General features: G+C 68.6%; 16 protein-coding genes. 6 read left to right on the top strand and 10 right to left on the bottom strand.

The window, feature by feature from the left end; genetic code table 11:
• Positions 1-67: 67 nt before the first annotated feature.
• From ABD329_RS39595 to ABD329_RS39565, 7 genes are all read right to left on the bottom strand, one after another.
• Complete coding sequence (locus ABD329_RS39595) at positions 68-439, bottom strand: hypothetical protein (protein ID WP_198276084.1); 372 nt, start codon at positions 437-439, stop codon at positions 68-70.
• 120 nt (positions 440-559) lie between these two features.
• Positions 560-751: a DUF5999 family protein gene (locus ABD329_RS39590; RefSeq protein WP_281404617.1), complete on the bottom strand. Its 192-nt coding sequence runs from the start codon at positions 749-751 to the stop codon at positions 560-562.
• 231 nt (positions 752-982) lie between these two features.
• The gene (locus ABD329_RS39585) at positions 983-1,243 is read right to left on the bottom strand and encodes a WhiB family transcriptional regulator (RefSeq protein ID WP_198276102.1); all 261 of its coding nucleotides are present in this window, start codon (positions 1,241-1,243) and stop codon (positions 983-985) included.
• A gap of 140 nt (positions 1,244-1,383) precedes the next feature.
• Positions 1,384-1,572 (bottom strand): hypothetical protein, encoded by a 189-nt coding sequence (locus tag ABD329_RS39580; protein WP_198276086.1) that lies wholly within the window; start codon positions 1,570-1,572, stop codon positions 1,384-1,386.
• 286 nt (positions 1,573-1,858) lie between these two features.
• Complete coding sequence (locus ABD329_RS39575; protein WP_281404618.1) at positions 1,859-2,614, bottom strand: ATP-binding protein; 756 nt, start codon at positions 2,612-2,614, stop codon at positions 1,859-1,861.
• A gap of 177 nt (positions 2,615-2,791) precedes the next feature.
• Complete coding sequence (locus ABD329_RS39570) at positions 2,792-3,607, bottom strand: hypothetical protein (protein WP_198276088.1); 816 nt, start codon at positions 3,605-3,607, stop codon at positions 2,792-2,794.
• A gap of 315 nt (positions 3,608-3,922) precedes the next feature.
• Entirely contained in the window at positions 3,923-4,306 is a 384-nt protein-coding gene (locus tag ABD329_RS39565) for a hypothetical protein (RefSeq protein WP_198276089.1), read from the bottom strand.
• Positions 4,307-4,467: 161 nt separating this feature from the next.
• Here ABD329_RS39565 and ABD329_RS39560 point away from each other — a divergent pair, with 161 nt between their 5' ends.
• From ABD329_RS39560 to ABD329_RS39550, 3 genes are all read left to right on the top strand, one after another.
• A complete protein-coding gene (locus ABD329_RS39560; RefSeq protein WP_198276090.1) occupies positions 4,468-5,772 on the top strand; it encodes a GNAT family N-acetyltransferase in 1,305 nt (434 codons plus the stop codon).
• Between the two features lie 597 nt (positions 5,773-6,369).
• A complete protein-coding gene (locus ABD329_RS39555) occupies positions 6,370-7,692 on the top strand; it encodes an NsdA family TPR-like regulatory protein (RefSeq protein ID WP_198276091.1) in 1,323 nt (440 codons plus the stop codon).
• Between the two features lie 8 nt (positions 7,693-7,700).
• Positions 7,701-8,270, top strand: a complete 570-nt coding sequence (locus ABD329_RS39550) for a GNAT family N-acetyltransferase (RefSeq protein ID WP_198276092.1) — start codon at positions 7,701-7,703, stop codon at positions 8,268-8,270.
• 1,139 nt (positions 8,271-9,409) lie between these two features.
• On the opposite strand, the gene ABD329_RS39545 is transcribed toward ABD329_RS39550, so the two are convergent.
• Positions 9,410-9,952, bottom strand: coding sequence for a hypothetical protein (locus tag ABD329_RS39545; protein ID WP_198276093.1), 543 nt, complete (start codon positions 9,950-9,952; stop codon positions 9,410-9,412).
• A 212-nt stretch (positions 9,953-10,164) separates the two neighbouring features.
• On the opposite strand from ABD329_RS39545, the gene ABD329_RS39540 reads away from it, so the two are divergent.
• Together ABD329_RS39540 and ABD329_RS39535 are read left to right on the top strand one after the other, a co-directional pair.
• Complete coding sequence (locus ABD329_RS39540; RefSeq protein WP_309142657.1) at positions 10,165-12,621, top strand: hypothetical protein; 2,457 nt, start codon at positions 10,165-10,167, stop codon at positions 12,619-12,621.
• Between the two features lie 150 nt (positions 12,622-12,771).
• The gene (locus ABD329_RS39535; RefSeq protein WP_309142658.1) at positions 12,772-13,935 is read left to right on the top strand and encodes a protein kinase domain-containing protein; all 1,164 of its coding nucleotides are present in this window, start codon (positions 12,772-12,774) and stop codon (positions 13,933-13,935) included.
• Positions 13,936-14,033: 98 nt separating this feature from the next.
• Here ABD329_RS39535 and ABD329_RS39530 read toward each other — a convergent pair whose 3' ends face one another.
• Complete coding sequence (locus tag ABD329_RS39530) at positions 14,034-14,456, bottom strand: hypothetical protein (RefSeq protein ID WP_198276094.1); 423 nt, start codon at positions 14,454-14,456, stop codon at positions 14,034-14,036.
• 160 nt (positions 14,457-14,616) lie between these two features.
• Here ABD329_RS39530 and ABD329_RS39525 point away from each other — a divergent pair, with 160 nt between their 5' ends.
• Positions 14,617-16,452, top strand: coding sequence for a hypothetical protein (locus ABD329_RS39525; protein WP_198276095.1), 1,836 nt, complete (start codon positions 14,617-14,619; stop codon positions 16,450-16,452).
• Positions 16,453-16,469: 17 nt separating this feature from the next.
• Here the strand turns inward: ABD329_RS39525 and ABD329_RS39520 are convergent, their stop codons facing one another.
• Positions 16,470-16,796 carry a Ku family protein gene (locus ABD329_RS39520; RefSeq protein WP_246618300.1) on the bottom strand — a complete coding sequence of 109 codons (327 nt, stop codon included), beginning with the start codon at positions 16,794-16,796 and terminating at the stop codon, positions 16,470-16,472.
• Positions 16,797-17,074 lie beyond the last annotated feature (278 nt).

Below are 17,074 nucleotides of genomic sequence, written 5' to 3'. Positions count from 1 at the left end.
CAGGCCCTCCGAGGCCCCGGCAGCGCTAATGCCGAGGACTCGGAGGGCCGTCTACTCGAGCAGGTGGTCAGGGACGGGCGGGCAGCGCGCTGCCGTCCGGCCGCAGGTGCTGGCGCAGCCAGGCGACAGCGGCCGGGGTCATCGCCCCGGTGTCCGGCTCGCTCAGCGGCGCAGTGTCGATGTCGTGCATCGCGTCGGTGGCCGGGAGCAGCCGCATGTAGACGGGGTCGATCCCGGCGCGGGCCCGGTTGCCGCTCAGCTCGGTCAGGTCGTAGAGGACCTTGCGAGTGTCGGCGTGCGTCCAGGACCGCTCCACCCGACCGACGAAGGTATGGCCGGGCAGCCCGAGCCAGAACCGTTCGACGTCGCGGAACAGGACGATGTCGCCCTTGGTATAGGTGACCTTCGGCTGTACGGCCTGCGTCTGGGGCTGGGTCACGTGCTCTCCTCATCGCGTACACCGGCGCGGGGCCGGCGGGTCCGGACTGCCCGGCTCCCAGTCACCGCCCGACCCGGCCGCCGGAGAGTCGGCGGCCGGGACGGGCGGATCAGGCAGCCGTCAGGCCGCGACCCCGACGGGCCGATGCGGGGCGATGACCCGGCCGTCGGGGAGCAGCTCGCCGGTGTCCTCGAAGAGCAGAAGGCCGTTGCACAGAAGGCTCCAGCCCTGCTCCGGGTGGGCGGCCACAACGTGTGCGGCCTCCCGGTCCGGGCTGTCAGCCGTCGGGCACTTCGGGGTGTGTGTACACAGGGAGTCCGGCAACCGGGTGGTGCCGGTGATCGTCGCGGTGTCGAGCGGGGTGCTGCTACGCATGGGCTCTCCTACGAGGGAAGCCCGAGATGGTCTCCCGGGCTGGAGGCGTGCGAAAGGCCGGCCGCCCGTCCTGCGGGCGACCGGCCTGGTCGAACAGTGCCCGGCGGGAGGGAAGTTGGGTTTCCGTCCCGCCGGACGGTCAGCCTCGGCGCTCCTGGTCGGCGTCCGTCATCCTGCCGCCGCCTGCCGCGCCCGGTTGCGTGCGGCGCGGCGCTTCATGGCACGGCGCTCGTCCTCACTCATTCCGCCCCAGACGCCCGATTCCTGACCGGACTCCAGCGCCCACTGCAGGCACTGCTCCATCACGGGGCAGCGGCGGCAGACAGCCTTGGCTTCATCGATCTGCAGCCCGGCGGGGCCGACGTTGCCGATCGGGAAGAACAGCTCGGGGTCTTCCTCACGGCACACAGCGTTGTGACGCCAGTCCATCGTGTCCTCCATTGATCGTTACTGTCCGGACTGTCCGGCTGTCTGCCCCAGCCCGGAAGGCTGGAGTAGGCAACGCACAGGCACGGGGCGGGTGTTGCCGTGCGGGGCGCCTGGCAGCGGCGCCCCGCAAGCGGTCAAGATCAGCTCTCCAGACTGCTGATCTCGTCGTTCAGCTGGTAGATCCGGTCGGCGATCTCGGCCCGCCTGCTGCGGGACAGGCTCGGCCCGATCAGCTCCCGGTGGGCGGCCGCCAACTGGTCGCGGGCGCGCTGGAGCGGCGTACGGGGATCACGCGGTATCGGCGCGGTAGTGGGGCTGTGTGCGCTCATGGGAACCCTCTCGGGGTGGGTGGATGGCGTGCACGGGGTGGCCTCTGTCCAGCGCTCTGTTCGTCGCCGTAGCGGCGGCGTCGGCCAGAGCGAGAGCTATCGGATGGCAGGGGCCGCGGGCGGCGATGGCCCGCGCCGCGCGGTCCTGCGCGGCACGGGCCATCCGGAGGAGATCAGCCACGGGCCTGCTGGTCTCGGCGGCTCTGTTCGTTGCGCTGACGGAGCTCCTCTTCCATCCGCTGGCGCTCTTCGTCGGTCATGCCGAGACAGCCAAAGAACATGAGGATCATGCCGATACCCCCGCGGACTGCCCCTGACCCAGGCCGGGGGCGGTCATGCCCGCCCCTGTCGTGGGCACGACGTCGTCGTCCTGGGGCTTGATGGGGTCGTGGTCACGCTGACCGCACCAGTCACACGCCGTCGGCGCCGCCGTCCGTTTGCCCGGCCACGGGTGGTCCTTGCACGTGCAGTCGTCCGCGGGCTTTCCGCAGATGCAACCCTGATCAGCACTCGCGCCGCGGATGTGACACCTGACCTGCTTGCCGAGCGGCGAGCGCTCGACAATCCAGCCCGGGGCGAGTACATCCAGCAGGAGCAGGCCCCGGCCGGACTCGGTGTCGTCGTTGTCCATCGCCGTCACACGCCGCTGCGGGAGATGGTCACCGTCAGGGTCGTGGACGGCCAGGGTGATGCAGCCGTCGAGGGTGGTCTGCACCTCCACCACCAGCAGCGCATCGGGACAACAGGCCCGTACGGCGTTGCTGACGAGCTCGGAGACCACCAGCTGCGCGGCCTCGGCGGTCTCGTGGTCCGCCCCGTACGCCACCGGCACCGTGCCGACCATCTCTCGGACGGCGCTGAGCGTGACGGGTGAGGCGCTTACCTGGGCAACGGCACCGCGAACGCGATGCCGAGCGTGCAGCCCGGGGACGGTGGGGAGGTGCGGCCGCTCCTGGCGATCCTGCCGGACGCGGTGCAGCGCCTCCGGGATGCTCGGGTCGCTGTCTCCCGCGTGTACGCGCGGAGGCGGGGGAGCTGTCATCATGGTTCCCAAGGTCGATTCCTCTCGTAGTCGGGTGGTGCGCGACCGACCACGGCCCCGGGGCGCAATCCCGGGGCCGTCATCGTTTTCCTGGCTGTCGTACGAGCAGCCACGGCCCCGGCCGCCCCGCTCGATGCGGGGCGGCCGGGGCCGTGGTCGATCGTCTCGGTGTGCGGGTCAGGCGGCTGACCTGGCCGAAGTCTTCTGCACGTACTGCTTGCCCAGCTCGGCCTGTCGCCGGTCGTGCGCCTCCACGTCCTGCGGCACCAGCGGGACCTGGGTGCCGCGGAACTCGGAAACCGATCCCGGGACGCGCTCCGCGCAGCGGTTGTTCGCCGTCTCAACCGCCTCGCCGCCGTGCTTGGCCCACTGCCGCTGACGCCCGGCCGGCCACTGTTCTGCCAGCTTCCGCGCGGTGCGGCGCTCCTGGCGCTCCTGCTTCTCGCGGGCCCCGCGGCGGGTGGGCTCCTGGTTGAGCGCGAGGACGTAACGACGGGCGAGGACGCCGCCGTCGGTGCAGTGCTGACCGTCGACGCACCGCGTGCAGCCCTTGCGATGAGCGAGATAGGACTGGCGGGTCGACTCCAGCGTGACCTCCGCCTTGATCCGGGAGACCGGAGAGGGCGGGGCCGGGAGCGGCTTGTAGAACTGGCGGGACGCGCGCCGGTTCTCCTGGGGCATCGCATAACGCAGCAGCCGGTCTTGCTTGGCCTGCCACCGTCGGACGTCGATGTCGACGATGACGACCTGGTTGCTGCCGGGGCACATGACGTGCTTCTCGCCCTCCGCAACCTTGTCGGAAATGCAGTGCTCGCGGATCTTGAGGACCTTGTTACCCATGATCCGACGCCAGGTGCGGCAGTCGGGGCACGCGATCGATTTCACTTCGGCCGGACGGACGTTGAAGTCTTCCGCGGCCATGGTGCTGAGCAGCAACGGCGCACGACGGTTGGTGTTCTTGGTCCGGACGCGGCCGGGACGAATGCGGGGCATCGAATCCTCCTGACGTGAGAGCGGGTGCGAGTGCTGCCTTCTCTGCCGCGCCAGGCCGGCCTATCGGCTGGGTGATCCTGGCGGACAGACAGCGCAGCAGCGCCGTTCGAAGTGGTTCTGTGGTGCTCGATATTCGGTACAGGCGCCTCGGCCGGGGGAGCTCGGCTCACCCCACTGCCGCCGCCCCCAGGGACGGTGACTCCTGCTGTTCTGCGGTGGTGCTTGGGCAGGGACCGTGGTTCCGGCTCCCTCAGCCGGCGCCGCCCGAGGGCGGTCCCGGGTGGGGGAGCCGGGCCCCGTGAGGACCCGGCGAGATCAGGCTGCGGGCGACAAGGAGAGAGGGGACGCCTCGGGCGCTTCGGCCACCTCAATACGCACTGGCCGCACGCTCTCGATGCCGAGAGGGGGAACGACCGGCGTACCGGACGGCCGCAGGCCAACCGGCACCTCGGGCCGGGCCCGCCGCTCGGCGATAGTCGCCTCAACCACCCAGCCCGTCATCACTTGCAGACCCTCCCACCCGGGCAGGCGACGCTGCTGCGCAGCCCACAGCCACACCTTCTGCGTCACGTCGTCAACCTCGTCGACCGGGTCAGCGCCCGCAGCGGCCAGGCGCTCAGCGGCGTGCGCGGCGAGGCGAGCGGAGTACTGGCCGTAGAGCGAGGCCAGATCGGTGGTGGGTGTGGAGGTGACGTTCATGGAGGGTGCCCCTTTCAAGAAAGCACAGTTGAACTAGGCGAGCTAGATTGACTACTCAATGCCCGCCGCATCGAAGATTGCACGCTGAGCTACCGGGGTCAAGCCCTGAAAACTAGATCAGCTAGATTGACTACTCATTGACCGGGAGGTAGACATCTGACATGGCAGTCAGCGGCAGGGCACGCGCCCTCTACCAGCGCATCGCGGACAAGATCCGCGATGAGATCGTGGACGGAACCCTCGGCCCGGGTGCCCGACTGCCCACAGAGGCCGAGATCGCGAGCGAGTGGAACACAACTCGGACCACGGCCGTACAGGGTTTGAAGGTGCTGATCAACGAAGGCCTGATCGTCAGCGATCGCCCCCGCGGCTACTTCGTCCGCAGCCGTCGGCCGATGGTCTACCGCCCGCAAGGCGAGTTCCGGAAACGACCACTGTCGCCGGAGATGGACCAGTTCCTGACCCAGATGTCCGAGGAGGGTCGCGAGGCCAGCCAGCACATCGAGGTCAAGGTGGAGACCCCCACGAAACACGTTCGGGAGCGCCTCCAGCTGGATGAGGATGAGTTGGTCGTTGTGCGCCGCCGGGTCCGCTTCGTGGACGGCGTGCCCTACAACACCAACGACAGCCACTTCCCTCTTGCACTGGTGCAGAACAGCGAGATCATGCGCCCTGACGACATCGCCCGTGGGGCCAACGGTGTGCTGGCTGAGCTGGGATACGAGCAGGTCCGCGCTCTGGACGAGATCCATGTTCGAATGCCTACTCCTGATGAGGCGGACCGGCTGCAGCTCGGCCCCGGGACCCCAGTCGGTGTGCACCTGTGCACCGGCTTCACAGAGGACGGCAAGCCCGTGCGCACCGTGGTGAATGTGCTCCCGGGCGACCGGCACGTCATCACTTACGAGCGCAGTCGCCAGCAGCTCAGCTCGGACCCGACGATTCGCCAGGCCACGGAAGAGGACCTCCGGATCATCGTGGAGCTGTGGGGACACGCCGCGTCCTGGTTGCGCAATCGAGGCATCGACCAGTGGCAGTACGCACCGCATGAGGACCGGATCAAGGCGAACATCGCCGCAGGCGAGTGCTGGATCGTTGAGGTCGACCAGGCCCCCATCGCCACCATCACAGTGGACGAGCACGCCGATAGCGATTTCTGGAACCAGGAGGAGGCCGCTGAACCAGCCCTTTACGTGCACCGTATGGTTGTCCGACGCGATGTCGCCGGTCTCGAAATCGGCTCTGCCATGCTCGACTGGGCCAGCCAGCGCGCCGCCGACCAAGGCAAGACCTGGCTGCGCCTGGACGCCTGGCGGAGCAACGGCGATCTGCTTTCCTACTACAGCAACCGCGGCTTCACACACGTACGCACAGTGGACGCGGAAGGCCGGCAGAGCGGTGCGCTCTTCCAACGCCCAGCAGGTCAAGAGCGCGGCGTCGGCCCCAAGCTGACTACGAGCAGCTGATGCACTGGGTCCCTGCCCCGAGAGCGGCGGCCAGCCCTCGCTCGTGTGCCGAGCAGTCCGCCGCTCCCGAATCATGCGGCTCCCCAAGTCGACGGCCACGGCGCTCACCGCTCCTGTCGCCTCGACGGTGCCAGCAGGGCCTTAAGGACGACACCGCCGACACTCGTACCCGCCAACGTCATAGCGATGTCGCGGATCGCAATTATCAGCACAATCCCGACAGCGCCACCGACCAGCACCCCAGTGATACCGACGACAGGAAACTTTCCGTGCCGACGCGTTCCAGCGTCAGCAGGCACCGGGGGTACCTGGCCAACGGACATGAGGTCGAGAGATCGGCCGTGCGCGTCGGTCACCAGGTGCCGCTTCTCGGACATGGCGCCCCCTCCTCAGCTCAACGGACTCTCGTGAATTCGCTGTTCACAACCGTGGATTGCGGGAGCATGACCAGACGAGGTCCCACAGCTGCCCCGTCCCGGACCAGTCCAGGACATGAAGCGGACCACTATCGGACCAAGGCGTTCGCTCTGCTGATTTGCCGTCGTCGCCGCATGACACTGGTCGCGCAGAGCACGCATTCGTGACTCGGGAGGACCAGTGGCCGGCAACGCACGCCAAGGAGATCCACGCACCACGCTGGAGTTCCTACTGCGCCAGCAGCCGCGCACGTACGAAGAGATCGTCCGCGAATTCGGACGGCTCGCCGAAGAGCTGGGAGAGAACGTCACCCTCAGCTCTCGGCATCTACGTCGGCTGGCCAGTGGTCAGCGGGCCAACACCACCCCGGTCATGCGCCGCGTTCTGCAACAAATGTTCGGCAAGCCGCTCGATGAACTGCTCGCCCCGTGGGACGGCGGAGCGTTACCGGCGGTGGACGAATCTACGGGGCTGGTCCTGGCCACAGGGCGGCCGACGGCAGACCGGGAGTTGATTGAGATGGCAGCACGACGCGCCAAACACTTCGCCCTTGTGGCGGGCCAAACCGAATTGACGTCCGACGTCATGGAACAGGTACACGCGGACGTTCAGCAGCTGGCTATGGACTACCCTCAGCGACCGCTGTCGGAGCTGCTGCCGAATCTCATCGCAGCGCAGGACACCGTCTTCACTCTGTTGGAACAGCAACGACGTCCCGATCAGGGAAGGCAGCTGTACTTCCTCGCCGGGGTAACCGGAGGTCTGCTTGCGAAGGCGTCGCACGACCTTGCCGACCCCCATGCGGCACTGACACAGGCACGGACAGCGTTCGTCTGCGCGGACAACGCCGACCACAACGGCCTGCGAGCCTGGATCCGAGGCATCCAGTCGCTGGTCTCCTACTGGGCTGGCCGCACACGGGAGTCCGTCCGCTACGCCCAGTCGGGCACGGAGTTCGCCACGAACAACACATCCAGCGTGTGGCTGCCGATGAACGAGGCTCGTGCCTGGGCAGCGCTCGGCAACGCGAATGCGGCACGGGCCGCGATCGAGCGAGCGGAGAGCGCCTGGGACAGCGTTCAGGAGGATGAGGTCGACGAGTTGGGCGGCCTGTGCAGTTTCGGCCGCACTCGGCAGATCTACTACGCGGCTGAAACCTTGTCGTGGCTGCCCTCCCAGGCCGCAGTCGCTGGCGATTACGCCACGCGTGCGGTGGAGGCATACGAGGACAGTTCGTCTCCCGAGTGGGCCTTCGGTGACCAGGCCGGCTCCCACAGCGCCCTGGCCATCGCGCGCATCCAGGCTGGCGAGCTGGAAGGCGCCGAAGAGGCAGTGGCTCCAGTCCTCGGTCTGACTCCCGAGCAGCGCATCAACGGAATCATCCACTGCACGCAGCGTGTGCACCGCGCGCTGCGTGACTCGCCCCTCGCCGATGCTGGCGCTGATCTGCAGGAGCAGATCGAACTCTTCACCCGCACACCGCTCAAGTCGCTGCCACGCTAGGAGACCCGTTGCCATATCCGATCCGCCTCGTCGGCGACAAAGTCGTCCTCCGCGAGTTCGCCGTACCGGACGTCGAGGACGTCTTGGCGATCATCGGTGATGAAAAGGTCACTGAGTGGCTGTCCTTCGACAGCCGAAATCGGGACCAGGCCATCGCCATGATCGAAGGGACTCTGGAGCGCGCTCAGCAGGAACCGCGGACCGAGTACTACCTGGCGGTGACCAAGCAGGGCGGTGACCGTGTCATCGGCTTCGCGCGGATCGGATACGCCGGCGTCAACGCCGGAAAGTTGGGCTACGCGATCGCAGCAGCGGAATGGGGCCGCGGCTACGCCACAGACGCGGCCCGCGCCCTAATCGGATATGCGTTCACCGAGCTGGGCCTGCACCGGATCAGCGCGGCGATCGGACCTGAGAACGCAGCGTCGATCTCCATGGTCGAGACGCTCGGGTTCACCCGGGAAGGAGTGCTGCGCGACCACGTCTTCACGAACGGGTCCTGGCGGGACAGCGTGCTGTACTCCCTCCTGAAGCACGAGTGGCGCCCCTGTGACCGGAGCGCATATGGGGCTCGGTGACGGGGTGAAGGCAAGTCGTCGGCGCCGGGGCACCATACGTCTACGCTTCCCGCCTGGTGGGAAGCCTAGACGCACGCTGCCCGGCTGGCGGGAAGCGCGGAGGTGTTCGTTCGCAGCCCTTGGTTCTCGCTCGCAGGATGTGTTCAGCTCTTTGGCATTGCCAGCGCCGCTCGGGAAGGAATTGGGCTGTGATGGTGCAGCCCTGATGTGGAGTCACTTGATGTCAGCTGTGGAACATCTCCGCTCGGGCGACACGGGGTCCCCGGGCGCTTCAAACGTCGCGGCGGGGGAGTATCGTGTCTCCGACGTTGATCAAAAAGAGAATGGCCCCCACGACCTTCAGCAAGTCGAGGGGGCGGGCCGTGGGACTTCTGTGGTGGTAGTCCCTAAGCCTGCCGACCACCCGTTTCAGCGAGTCCAGGTGATCGACATGACACAGGGTACCCGTACCCTGCACCAGACACACAGCACCCCGCCGTGGGGTCAGCGACGCATGCGTGAGCGCTGGCCCGTCGGCGGGGTGTTCGCGTTTGATCCCGCCCCCGCGCCGAAGCGCCCCTCTGTTGAGGGGGTCGGGATGAGGTAGGTCGTCGGCCGCGTCCGCTTGGTGGTTACCAGCCACCTGCGGATCCTGCGGCCCTTCACGTCACCGCTCCGGCTACCAACCGGGGCGAAGGCCAGATCGTCCGGCACCACCCGGTCGATCTGAGCGAATCAGGTTCCTCCCAGAACCACGAAGCACCGTTTGGGGCTTCGTCATGCCCACCCGCACAACAGGAGGCGTTGTCATTTTGCACGACCACTTTGGGTTTCGCCAGCCCAGTTATGCCCTTTTCACCCACGTTTGCCGGTTGAGGGCTTCCCGTCTGGTGAAATCTCACAGCCCGTTTTGCCTGGTCCATCCCGCCCGGCGGGACGATCGGCCGACCGGTGTCACACCGCAGTGGATTCCCACACCTGTAGCAGGTGTGAGGACCACTTCCGCGTTCACCGTCCTGCCCGTCCACTCCTATGCGCCCCGTGTCAGCCGTCACGACGGTTCGCTTCGATCTCTGTCCACAGGCCGGACCGCCGAGCCTGTCGGAATGATCTCCATGACCTTCTCCGGCAAGTCTGGCCAGCGGAGTGTGTTCTTGAAGTCAGCCGCCAGCGGCAAGTTCCCGCGGCGCGTCGGATTTCTTCTCCCCGAACGCCCACTGCCCGTTCGGGGCCGAGTACGGGGTTCCGGGCGGGACAGTCAGCCACAGGCACCCGTCGTCGGCGATGAGCAGCAGGCCCTGAGCGTGAAGCGAGTGCACGGAGTCACGCGTTTCGGTCTGTGTGACGCCCATGGCCTCGGCCAGGTTCGTGTTCTCCAGGATGAGGTCGAGATGTCCGGCGGCGCCCAGCGGGATGTTCGGTCCGTAGAAGCGGCGGTAGTCCAGCATCAGCCGCATCGTGGTGGCCTCCCGGGACTCCGTGCCGAATGCCGCGTCGATCTTGCTCATGACGTCGTCGTCGGCGCCGATCGGGCGTTCCCAGTCCTGGTAGAAGACGCCGGGCGGCTTCAGGTCGTACAGGGTCTTGGGCTGTCGGGGGCGGGGAGTCCGAACTGGGCGGGGGCCGATTCGCTGTGCGGCAGCCGCCCTGCGGGCGGACTCTCGGGCACGGCGGGCTGCCGGGTCCTTCTTCTTGGATGCCATGTCCTGGGCAACGACGGGCCCGCCAGCAGGTTCCCCTCCGCGCCGTCTGCGCAGGTGGGCCGATGAGTGCAGTGGCGGCGGTGGACGCGGTTGGGTTCCTGCCGGGTCCTCGCGTCGCCAGGACGCCTCTTGGCCCTGTTCCGGCGACGCAGCAGCGTCCGGGGCATCCTCTGGCGTTGGGCTGGCAGGCCCGGGCTCGGCTCGGGGGTGCTGTGCGCGCGTTGCTGGACACGGCTGGTTTGACCGGTGCCGTGGACGCAGTGCGGCTGGCAGTGATCGTGCTGGCGTCGCGGACACCGTCGGAGACCGGTGAGGTGGAGATCCGCACGGGTGAGTTGGCCCGGTGGCTGGGGATGTCGGCGTCGTACGTCGCCTCCGACGTGCTGCCGGCGCTGCGCGCGTCCGGTGTGGTGTCTGTCGATACGGCGGAGGGGGAGTACGGCCAGGACAACGGGCTGAAATGCCAGGTGCTGCCGCTATGGGCGGCGCAGGGCGTGGTCGGACACCCGCTGAATCTGTCGAAGAAGGAGTACGCGACGCTGCTGCGGCTGGTCGAGGCCGTGATGGCGCCGGGTTGGAAACACCGGGACGGTCGGGTGACTCCGGCCGGGCTGATCGGTGCGCGTACCGGTCGGGGCGCGGCGACGGACCGGCTGGCGCTGCTGCTGCTGGCGTTGGAAGCGCGGCAGACCGGGCGGGTGCGGCAGTGCGGCGGCGTGGTGGACTCCAAGCGGGGTCGTGCTGCGGTAACGGTGGCCCGGCTGCTGGGCTGCTCGGCGTCGGCGGGGGAGCGGGTGCTGGAGCGGCTGGAGAACCTAGGCCTGGTGCGCCGGGTGCGTCTGCAGACGAGCTCCGGGCTGGCGAACCGGTCGCGGCTGATGGTGCCGGTGGTCGCCGCCGCGCACGGCCGCACGGTCGCCGACGACGTCCGGGGGGACCGTGCGGAGGCCCTGGAGCCTGAGTTTTCAGACCCCGACGTTGCGGCAGGGCCTGGTGAGCCATCGGAGCCGGAGAGGGAATCGCAGGTCAGCAGCATGCCAGTGACGGATGTGACTGGTGTTGCAGAGCCCGACGTTGCGGCAGCCCTTCACACTGATCACCCTCACCTGGTTGCTCCTGTTGTTCCCCCGCAGCTCTCTGGTGGCTTTTCCGGCGAAGGCCGTGGGGGTAAAGGCCCTCGGCCGGAGCGCGCGTACGCGCGCGAGGACCAGGCCGTTGACAGTGAAACGGCCTCTGCCGGGTCAGCACTGATGGTGGCTGAGGATGGCCCGCTACGCGGGGAAAAGCCCAAGGAGTCTCCAGTCGAAGGGCGTGATGGGCAGCGTGCTGCCGGTGCTGAGGCCGGTGGCCAACCAAAGGCCGTGGGTTGGGACAAGGCGCAGCGGCAGCGGAGGGTGGGCCTTCCGGCTGATCTTGGTCTGCGGGTGGCGCTGGGGCCCGTCGCGTGGTTGTGGGAGCGGCTGAATGGCTGGCAGCAGGAGCAGGTCGAGGCGGCTGCGAAGAGGGAGCTGGGGCGGCTGAAGAATCTGCTGATGCAGCCGGATGCCGCCCCGCAGTTGCTGGCCGACCGGCTCACCGACCGGCTGGAGGAGATCGGCGGGGAGGCCCTGGTGCGGAGCCCGTACAGCTGGCTCATCCGGCGGGGCTTGGTGCAGCGGCCGGCCTGCCCAGACGGCCGCTGTGACGACGGGATCCGGCTGGACAGCGGCGGCGACTGCGAGAACTGCCGCAACGTGATCCACCTCCGCCGTGCCCGGCGCGCCCGGATCGCGGCGCAGATCGACCGGGAGCTGCCCGGCCTCGATGTCGACCAGCGCCGCCAGGTCCTTGAGGACCGGCTTCGTCAGCAGGCCGCTATCGAGGCGGAAGACGTCATGCGGCGCCGCGAGCAAGCCGCCGCGGAGCAGGCCCGCCGGGACGCTGCCCGTGCGGCTGCCCAGGAGCGGGCAGAGCGCGAACGCGCGGCTGAGGCCGCCGCCGACGCGGTTCGCCGGGCGCTGCCGTGTGAGGACTGCGGGCAGGAGCGGGCGGCCGGGCTGTGTGAGGCGTGCGGCTACCGGCGCCGGACCGAGGCCCTGACGGTGGAGGCCGGCCTGGTCGCGGCCGCCTGGTCCGCTGATCTGGACGACCCGGACGATGTCGCCGCCGTCACCGCCTGTGTAAGGGCGTCCCTGGAGACCGACATCGCCACCGCCCAGCGCGCGTTCATGGAGCTGGTGGAGCCGGGCGAGCTGGATGCGGACCCGGTCGCAGCGGCGGCCGCGCTCGCCTTCGCCGCGCTCCAGGTGGTGCAGCAGGAGGCCCCGGAGTACCGGCGGTGCGCCCTGGAGATGCTGGGCCGCACGGCGGCCGCCGAGGCCGAGGCGCGCCAGGCATACGGAACGGCCCTGCGAAACCGGCCTGTTGGCGCCCTCGAGGACGAGGCCGAGTCGGCGGCCGCACAGGTTGCCTGGCAGGCCCGGCAGCGGACCGCGGAGCACCTGCTGACCACCCAGCTCGCCCAGCTGCGGGAGGCGACCCGGGCGATGCCTGAGCCCGCGGACGATGGCCCGGTCTGCGCGGGGTGCGGCAAGGACGTTCGGCGGGTCACCCCGGGCGGGTTGTGTCTGGGCTGTGAACAGGTGCGTTTCAACCGTGAGGTACGCGGCCGTGGACCCGCTGTCGCATGAGTGATGCGTCCATCAACCTCCCGAGACCGCATAGCTGGGGCGGGCCGCAGCTGGTCAGCGGTTGGTCTGCCGTCGGTGGTTCCGTCGGCGTAGCGTGACGGGTACATCCGTCGAAGACAGTGCGTCGCGGTGGCTGTAGAAGGGGGAACTGTGCGGGCAGGGACTGTGCTGGACGGGCGCTACCGGCTTATGGAGCCGATCGGGACGGGCGGGTTCGGGCAGGTCTGGAAGGCGCACGACCCGAAGGTCGACCGGACGGTTGCGGTCAAGGTCCTCACCGGGGCCGGCGGGCTGGAGGGCAGCCAGCAGGTCGCGCGGTTCGCCCGCGAGGCTGCGGTCGCCGGCGGCCTGTCGCATTTCTGCATCGTCACCATCCACGACTTCGGATCCGCTCTGCACGACGGGCAGATGTTCGCCTATCTGGTGATGGAGTTCCTCCCGGGCAAATCCCTCAGCACCGTCCTGGAAGCCGGGCCGCTGGACATGGGGAAGACCCTGACGACCGCGAGCTGTGTCACGGACGCCCTGGACGCCGCTCACCGCGCGGGACTGACCCACCGGGACATCAAGCCCTCCAACATCATGCTCCTGCCCGACGGCCCGGCCAAGGTCGTAGATTTCGGCATCACCAAAGGCAGCGACGACCGCCACGACATCACCGCCACCGGCATCCTCATCGGAACCCCCGCCTACATGGCCCCCGAGTGCTTCTCCGGCACCTTCGACCACCGCTCCGACTTGTACTCCCTCGGCTGCGTCCTCTACGAGATGCTCGCTGGCCGGCGCCCCTTCGACGGCACCTCCTGGCACCTGGTCCATCAGCACCTTCACGAGCAGCCCCCACCCCTGCTCAGCCTGCGCCCGGACACTCCACCGGAGCTGAACGACCTCGTAACCCGCCTGCTGGCCAAAGATCCATCCGACCGCCCGCAGAGTGCCGAAGAGGTCTGGGCCATCATCGGGGACATCGGTGACCGCCACTTCAGCGAGGCCCCACCGCGCCGCGGACGGGACATCGCGTCCGAGGTACGCCTGAGTCGGGATGAGGCAGCTGATGGCACGGTCATCGTTCTGCGTATCGTCGGCCCCAAACCCTGCCCGGACTGCGGCACCGCCCAAGCAGGCGTACAGAACCCAGCCAGCTGTTCTGCGTGCGACGGGTCCGGCGAGATCAAAGAAAAACGCAGCGTGAAAGTCCGCATCCCTGCTGGGGTCCGGGAGGGCCAGCAGCTACGGCTCAAGGGGCTGGGAGCACCCGGGACGAACGGGGGCCAGGCGGGGAACCTTTACGTCACCGTGCAGGTCGGTCGATGAGTACGGCGCGCTGCCGAGAAACAGCCCACGCGTTCGGCATGGTGCGGCCCAAGCCGAACGCGTCCAGTTAATCGAGCTTGCCCGCCCTTGGTCTGCGTCTACCGCTCCCCGAAGCCGGGCAGCAGCTCCTCCTGGCCGTGAACGATGCCCGGGAAGAGGCGGATGCGCTCGTACCGAACGCCCCGGCGATCAACGGCCTGTTCCCGTACCCCCCACGGCGCTTCGGGCAGGGTGACCTTCTCGATGTACTCGTTGCAGCCGTGGGTGCAGGCGAAGGTGTCCTCCCACAGCGTGACGTCCTCGGTGCTGCCCGGGATGCGCATCGTGTGGATCAGGACCGCCCCTTCCTCGCAGTCGCACTCCTCACCGTGCAGCCCGTCCGAGCTCCCGCACGGGCACGGCTGCCCCGGTTCCTGCTCCGGGTCCTCCCACGACAGCTGCGCCTCCAGCGCACGCCGTGCTGCTTCCTTCTCATCGACGGCTGTGCCGGCCGTCGCGTCCTCCCCTTGCTGAGTCGTCATGGCCAAGGACGCTACCGGGGTCAAGGCGGCCCGCCGGTCGACTTGGAACTCTTTCTTCTCCCGTTCTGCATCACGGCATGTGCCGGTGGTGGCTCAAGCGCATCTGGAGGGATCAACGACGCTGGTGGCAACATGAGTTGGGGCGAAAGGGTGGGGCTTCTTGCAGGATGACAGGCGGCAGATCCAGACGGCGGTGTTGGGCAGCGCGGACTCGGAGGAGCCGCTGATGCTGCCACTGGAGGCGATCGAGCTGGACGCGTTCCGCCGCCGGTTCGAGCACGAGACGTTCTGGTGCGGGCTGCTGCTCGGCGGCTGCGGCGGCCAGCTGACCACCAAGCTCTACACCGACCGGGTCTGTCACTTCGCCCATCACCCGGACCCGGACGGGCTGCCGCACGTGTGCCGGCGCCGCTCCCGGGGCGTGGCCAGCGCCGACCACCTGTACGTGAAGGCCGCGGCCGCCACCTGGCTTCACGGCCGGGGCGAGCAGGCCCGCTTCGACTTCGCCCAGCCCGACGGCGTGCCGGTCGGCTCCGTGGTCGACATCCACTGGCGGCGCGGCGGGCTGCGGGTGCATCTGGACCAGGCGGTGGCCCCGGTGTGGGACGAGGGCAGCGAGCCGGTGCTGGGGATGTCGGTGCCGGTGGACCGGGACACGCTGATCCGCCGCTGGTACATCCACCGCATCCGCCTGGACAGCGAGGGCACCGCCCGGCGGGTCCGTATCGGCACCGAGGCGTTCGCGCGGCCCACGGAATGGTTCGGCCTGGACGACTGCGCGATGACGGAGCGGGGGCTGTCGACGCCGGCCGTCGAACGCATCATCAGGGCACGTACCACGGCCCCTCCGTCGCGCTGGCCTGCGGCGAAGGCCAAGAAGGAACCGGACGTTGAGGCCCGCGCGCAGGTGCTGCTGCGCCAGCTGGCCAGTGCCCGCAAAGTGGAGTCCGTTGTCGTGGTGAATCGGGTGAGCCGCGAGATAGCCGACCTGACCGGGGCCAGTTCGGCGATACAGACGGAGTTGGCCAACGCCGTACGCGACGCGCATCAGTGGCTGCGGGGCCAGGCCGACGTCCGGCGTGAATTGTTCGCGCGCCTGGACGAGGCCGTGACGACCCGGAATGCCAAGCTGGCCCGAGAACTGCTGGCCCGCGCCAACGCGACCGCCGCGCACGACCGGACCGAGGACGAGGACCGGATCGCGGGTGCTGCCGTCGACTTCGTGGTCGCGCAGACCCGAGTGCAGGAGGCCGCGAACGCTGCGCGAGCCATGGAACGGGCAGAAGAGGAGTTGGCGGAGTTGACCGCGCGGGCCGCCTTCGAGACGGTGCGCCGGGTCCTGAGAGATCTGCGACACCGTCCGCGGCGCCACATGTCGAAAGCGACGCTGTACAGCCAGGTGCAGTTGCTCGTCGAAGAGGCGGACAAGGCGGGCAAGTACGTCACCGCGTCCCAGCACCAGGAGATCGACCGCTGGGTAAAGCGTGCAGAACGCGCACAGGCTGGCGCGCCCGCCCCGACGGCTCCTGCACGGACTGTGGGGAAGGACCCGGTGTCGTCGAAGCCGCGCGCGAACGCGGGCACCGGAACAGCAGAGCAGTCCAACACGATCACGGTGTGGGTGTGGAAGGACCGCTACGGCGGCCTGCACGCCGCCGACACGCCCCGCCCAGAGGCATCCGTGCGGCATGTGCCGCTGCCCACCGAGGCTGGCCCGCTGCAGCGCCTCTACGGCAACCTCACCCGCATGATCGCCGAGCGGGAGGCCGTAGGCGGCCCCGTGCACACCGGTCGGGCCTCGCTGTTCGTGCGGATATGGGAGAAGCACAGCGGTGAACTGGCCGTCACTCTCACCCGCCGCAAGGGCTGCACCGCCGTGACGCTGGCGCTGCCAGCCGAGCTGGGGCCGCTGCGCGAACTGCACGACAAGGTGGTGGCGCAGATGAAGGCCCACAACGTCGCTCGACAGCCGCAGACGAAGCGCAAGAACGGCTGAGCTTGTCCTTCACTCGCTTACGACGCCGGCCGCTTCCTCGAGGTCTTCTTCGCCGCTGCCTTCTTCCCGCCTGCGCTCGTCTTCTTCGCGGCGGTCTTCTTCGGCGCCACCCGCTGCCCGCTGATCTCGCGTACCTCAGCTTCGTCGCCGGCGTCCTCGCCGCGGCTCTTCCTGGCGGCGCGCACGCTGTCCTGTAGTGCGGACATGAGATCGACAACCTTGCCTTTGGGCTCGGCAGGAGCTTCCATCTCGGGCGGTTCGACCCCTTCGGCCTTGGCTCGGATGATCGTTTCCAGCGCCTCGCGGTATTGGTCCTTGTACTGGTTGATGTCGACGTCGCCCATGGCCTCCATCAGCGTGACCGCTTCATCGACTTCGGCATCGGAGATTTTGACCTACTGCGGCGCGATCCCCTCGGCACTGCGGATCTCGTCATCCCAGTGCATAACCTGAAGGACAGCGGCCGCTCCCTCCTCCGGTGACCGTTGGCCCGGCCCGTCGGCGGCGGGCGGGCACGCAGAAGGCGGCGTTCGGCGGCTGTATGCACAAGGTCAGGTAACGGGCGGGACCGGGATGTCGTAGGCGATGTCCCAGCGGTCCGCGGGGATGAGGAGGTCGGCGG

It is taken from the genome of Streptomyces javensis, assembly GCF_039525925.1.
GTDB lineage: Bacteria > Actinomycetota > Actinomycetes > Streptomycetales > Streptomycetaceae > Streptomyces > Streptomyces asiaticus.
This window is presented reverse-complemented; position numbering and strand designations above follow the sequence as displayed.

Excerpts from the sequence above, each read along its gene's own strand:
- ABD329_RS39520 (WP_246618300.1), bottom strand. The coding sequence starts at position 16,796 with ATGGGCGACGTCGACATCAACCAGTACAAGGACCAATACCGCGAGGCG.
- ABD329_RS39560 (WP_198276090.1), top strand. The coding sequence starts at position 4,468 with ATGGCAGTCAGCGGCAGGGCACGCGCCCTCTACCAGCGCATCGCGGAC.
- ABD329_RS39545 (WP_198276093.1), bottom strand. The coding sequence starts at position 9,952 with ATGGCATCCAAGAAGAAGGACCCGGCAGCCCGCCGTGCCCGAGAGTCC.
- ABD329_RS39585 (WP_198276102.1), bottom strand. The coding sequence starts at position 1,243 with ATGGACTGGCGTCACAACGCTGTGTGCCGTGAGGAAGACCCCGAGCTG.
- ABD329_RS39530 (WP_198276094.1), bottom strand. The coding sequence starts at position 14,456 with ATGACGACTCAGCAAGGGGAGGACGCGACGGCCGGCACAGCCGTCGAT.
- ABD329_RS39580 (WP_198276086.1), bottom strand. The coding sequence starts at position 1,572 with ATGAGCGCACACAGCCCCACTACCGCGCCGATACCGCGTGATCCCCGT.
- ABD329_RS39575 (WP_281404618.1), bottom strand. The coding sequence starts at position 2,614 with ATGACAGCTCCCCCGCCTCCGCGCGTACACGCGGGAGACAGCGACCCG.
- ABD329_RS39565 (WP_198276089.1), bottom strand. The coding sequence starts at position 4,306 with ATGAACGTCACCTCCACACCCACCACCGATCTGGCCTCGCTCTACGGC.
- ABD329_RS39570 (WP_198276088.1), bottom strand. The coding sequence starts at position 3,607 with ATGCCCCGCATTCGTCCCGGCCGCGTCCGGACCAAGAACACCAACCGT.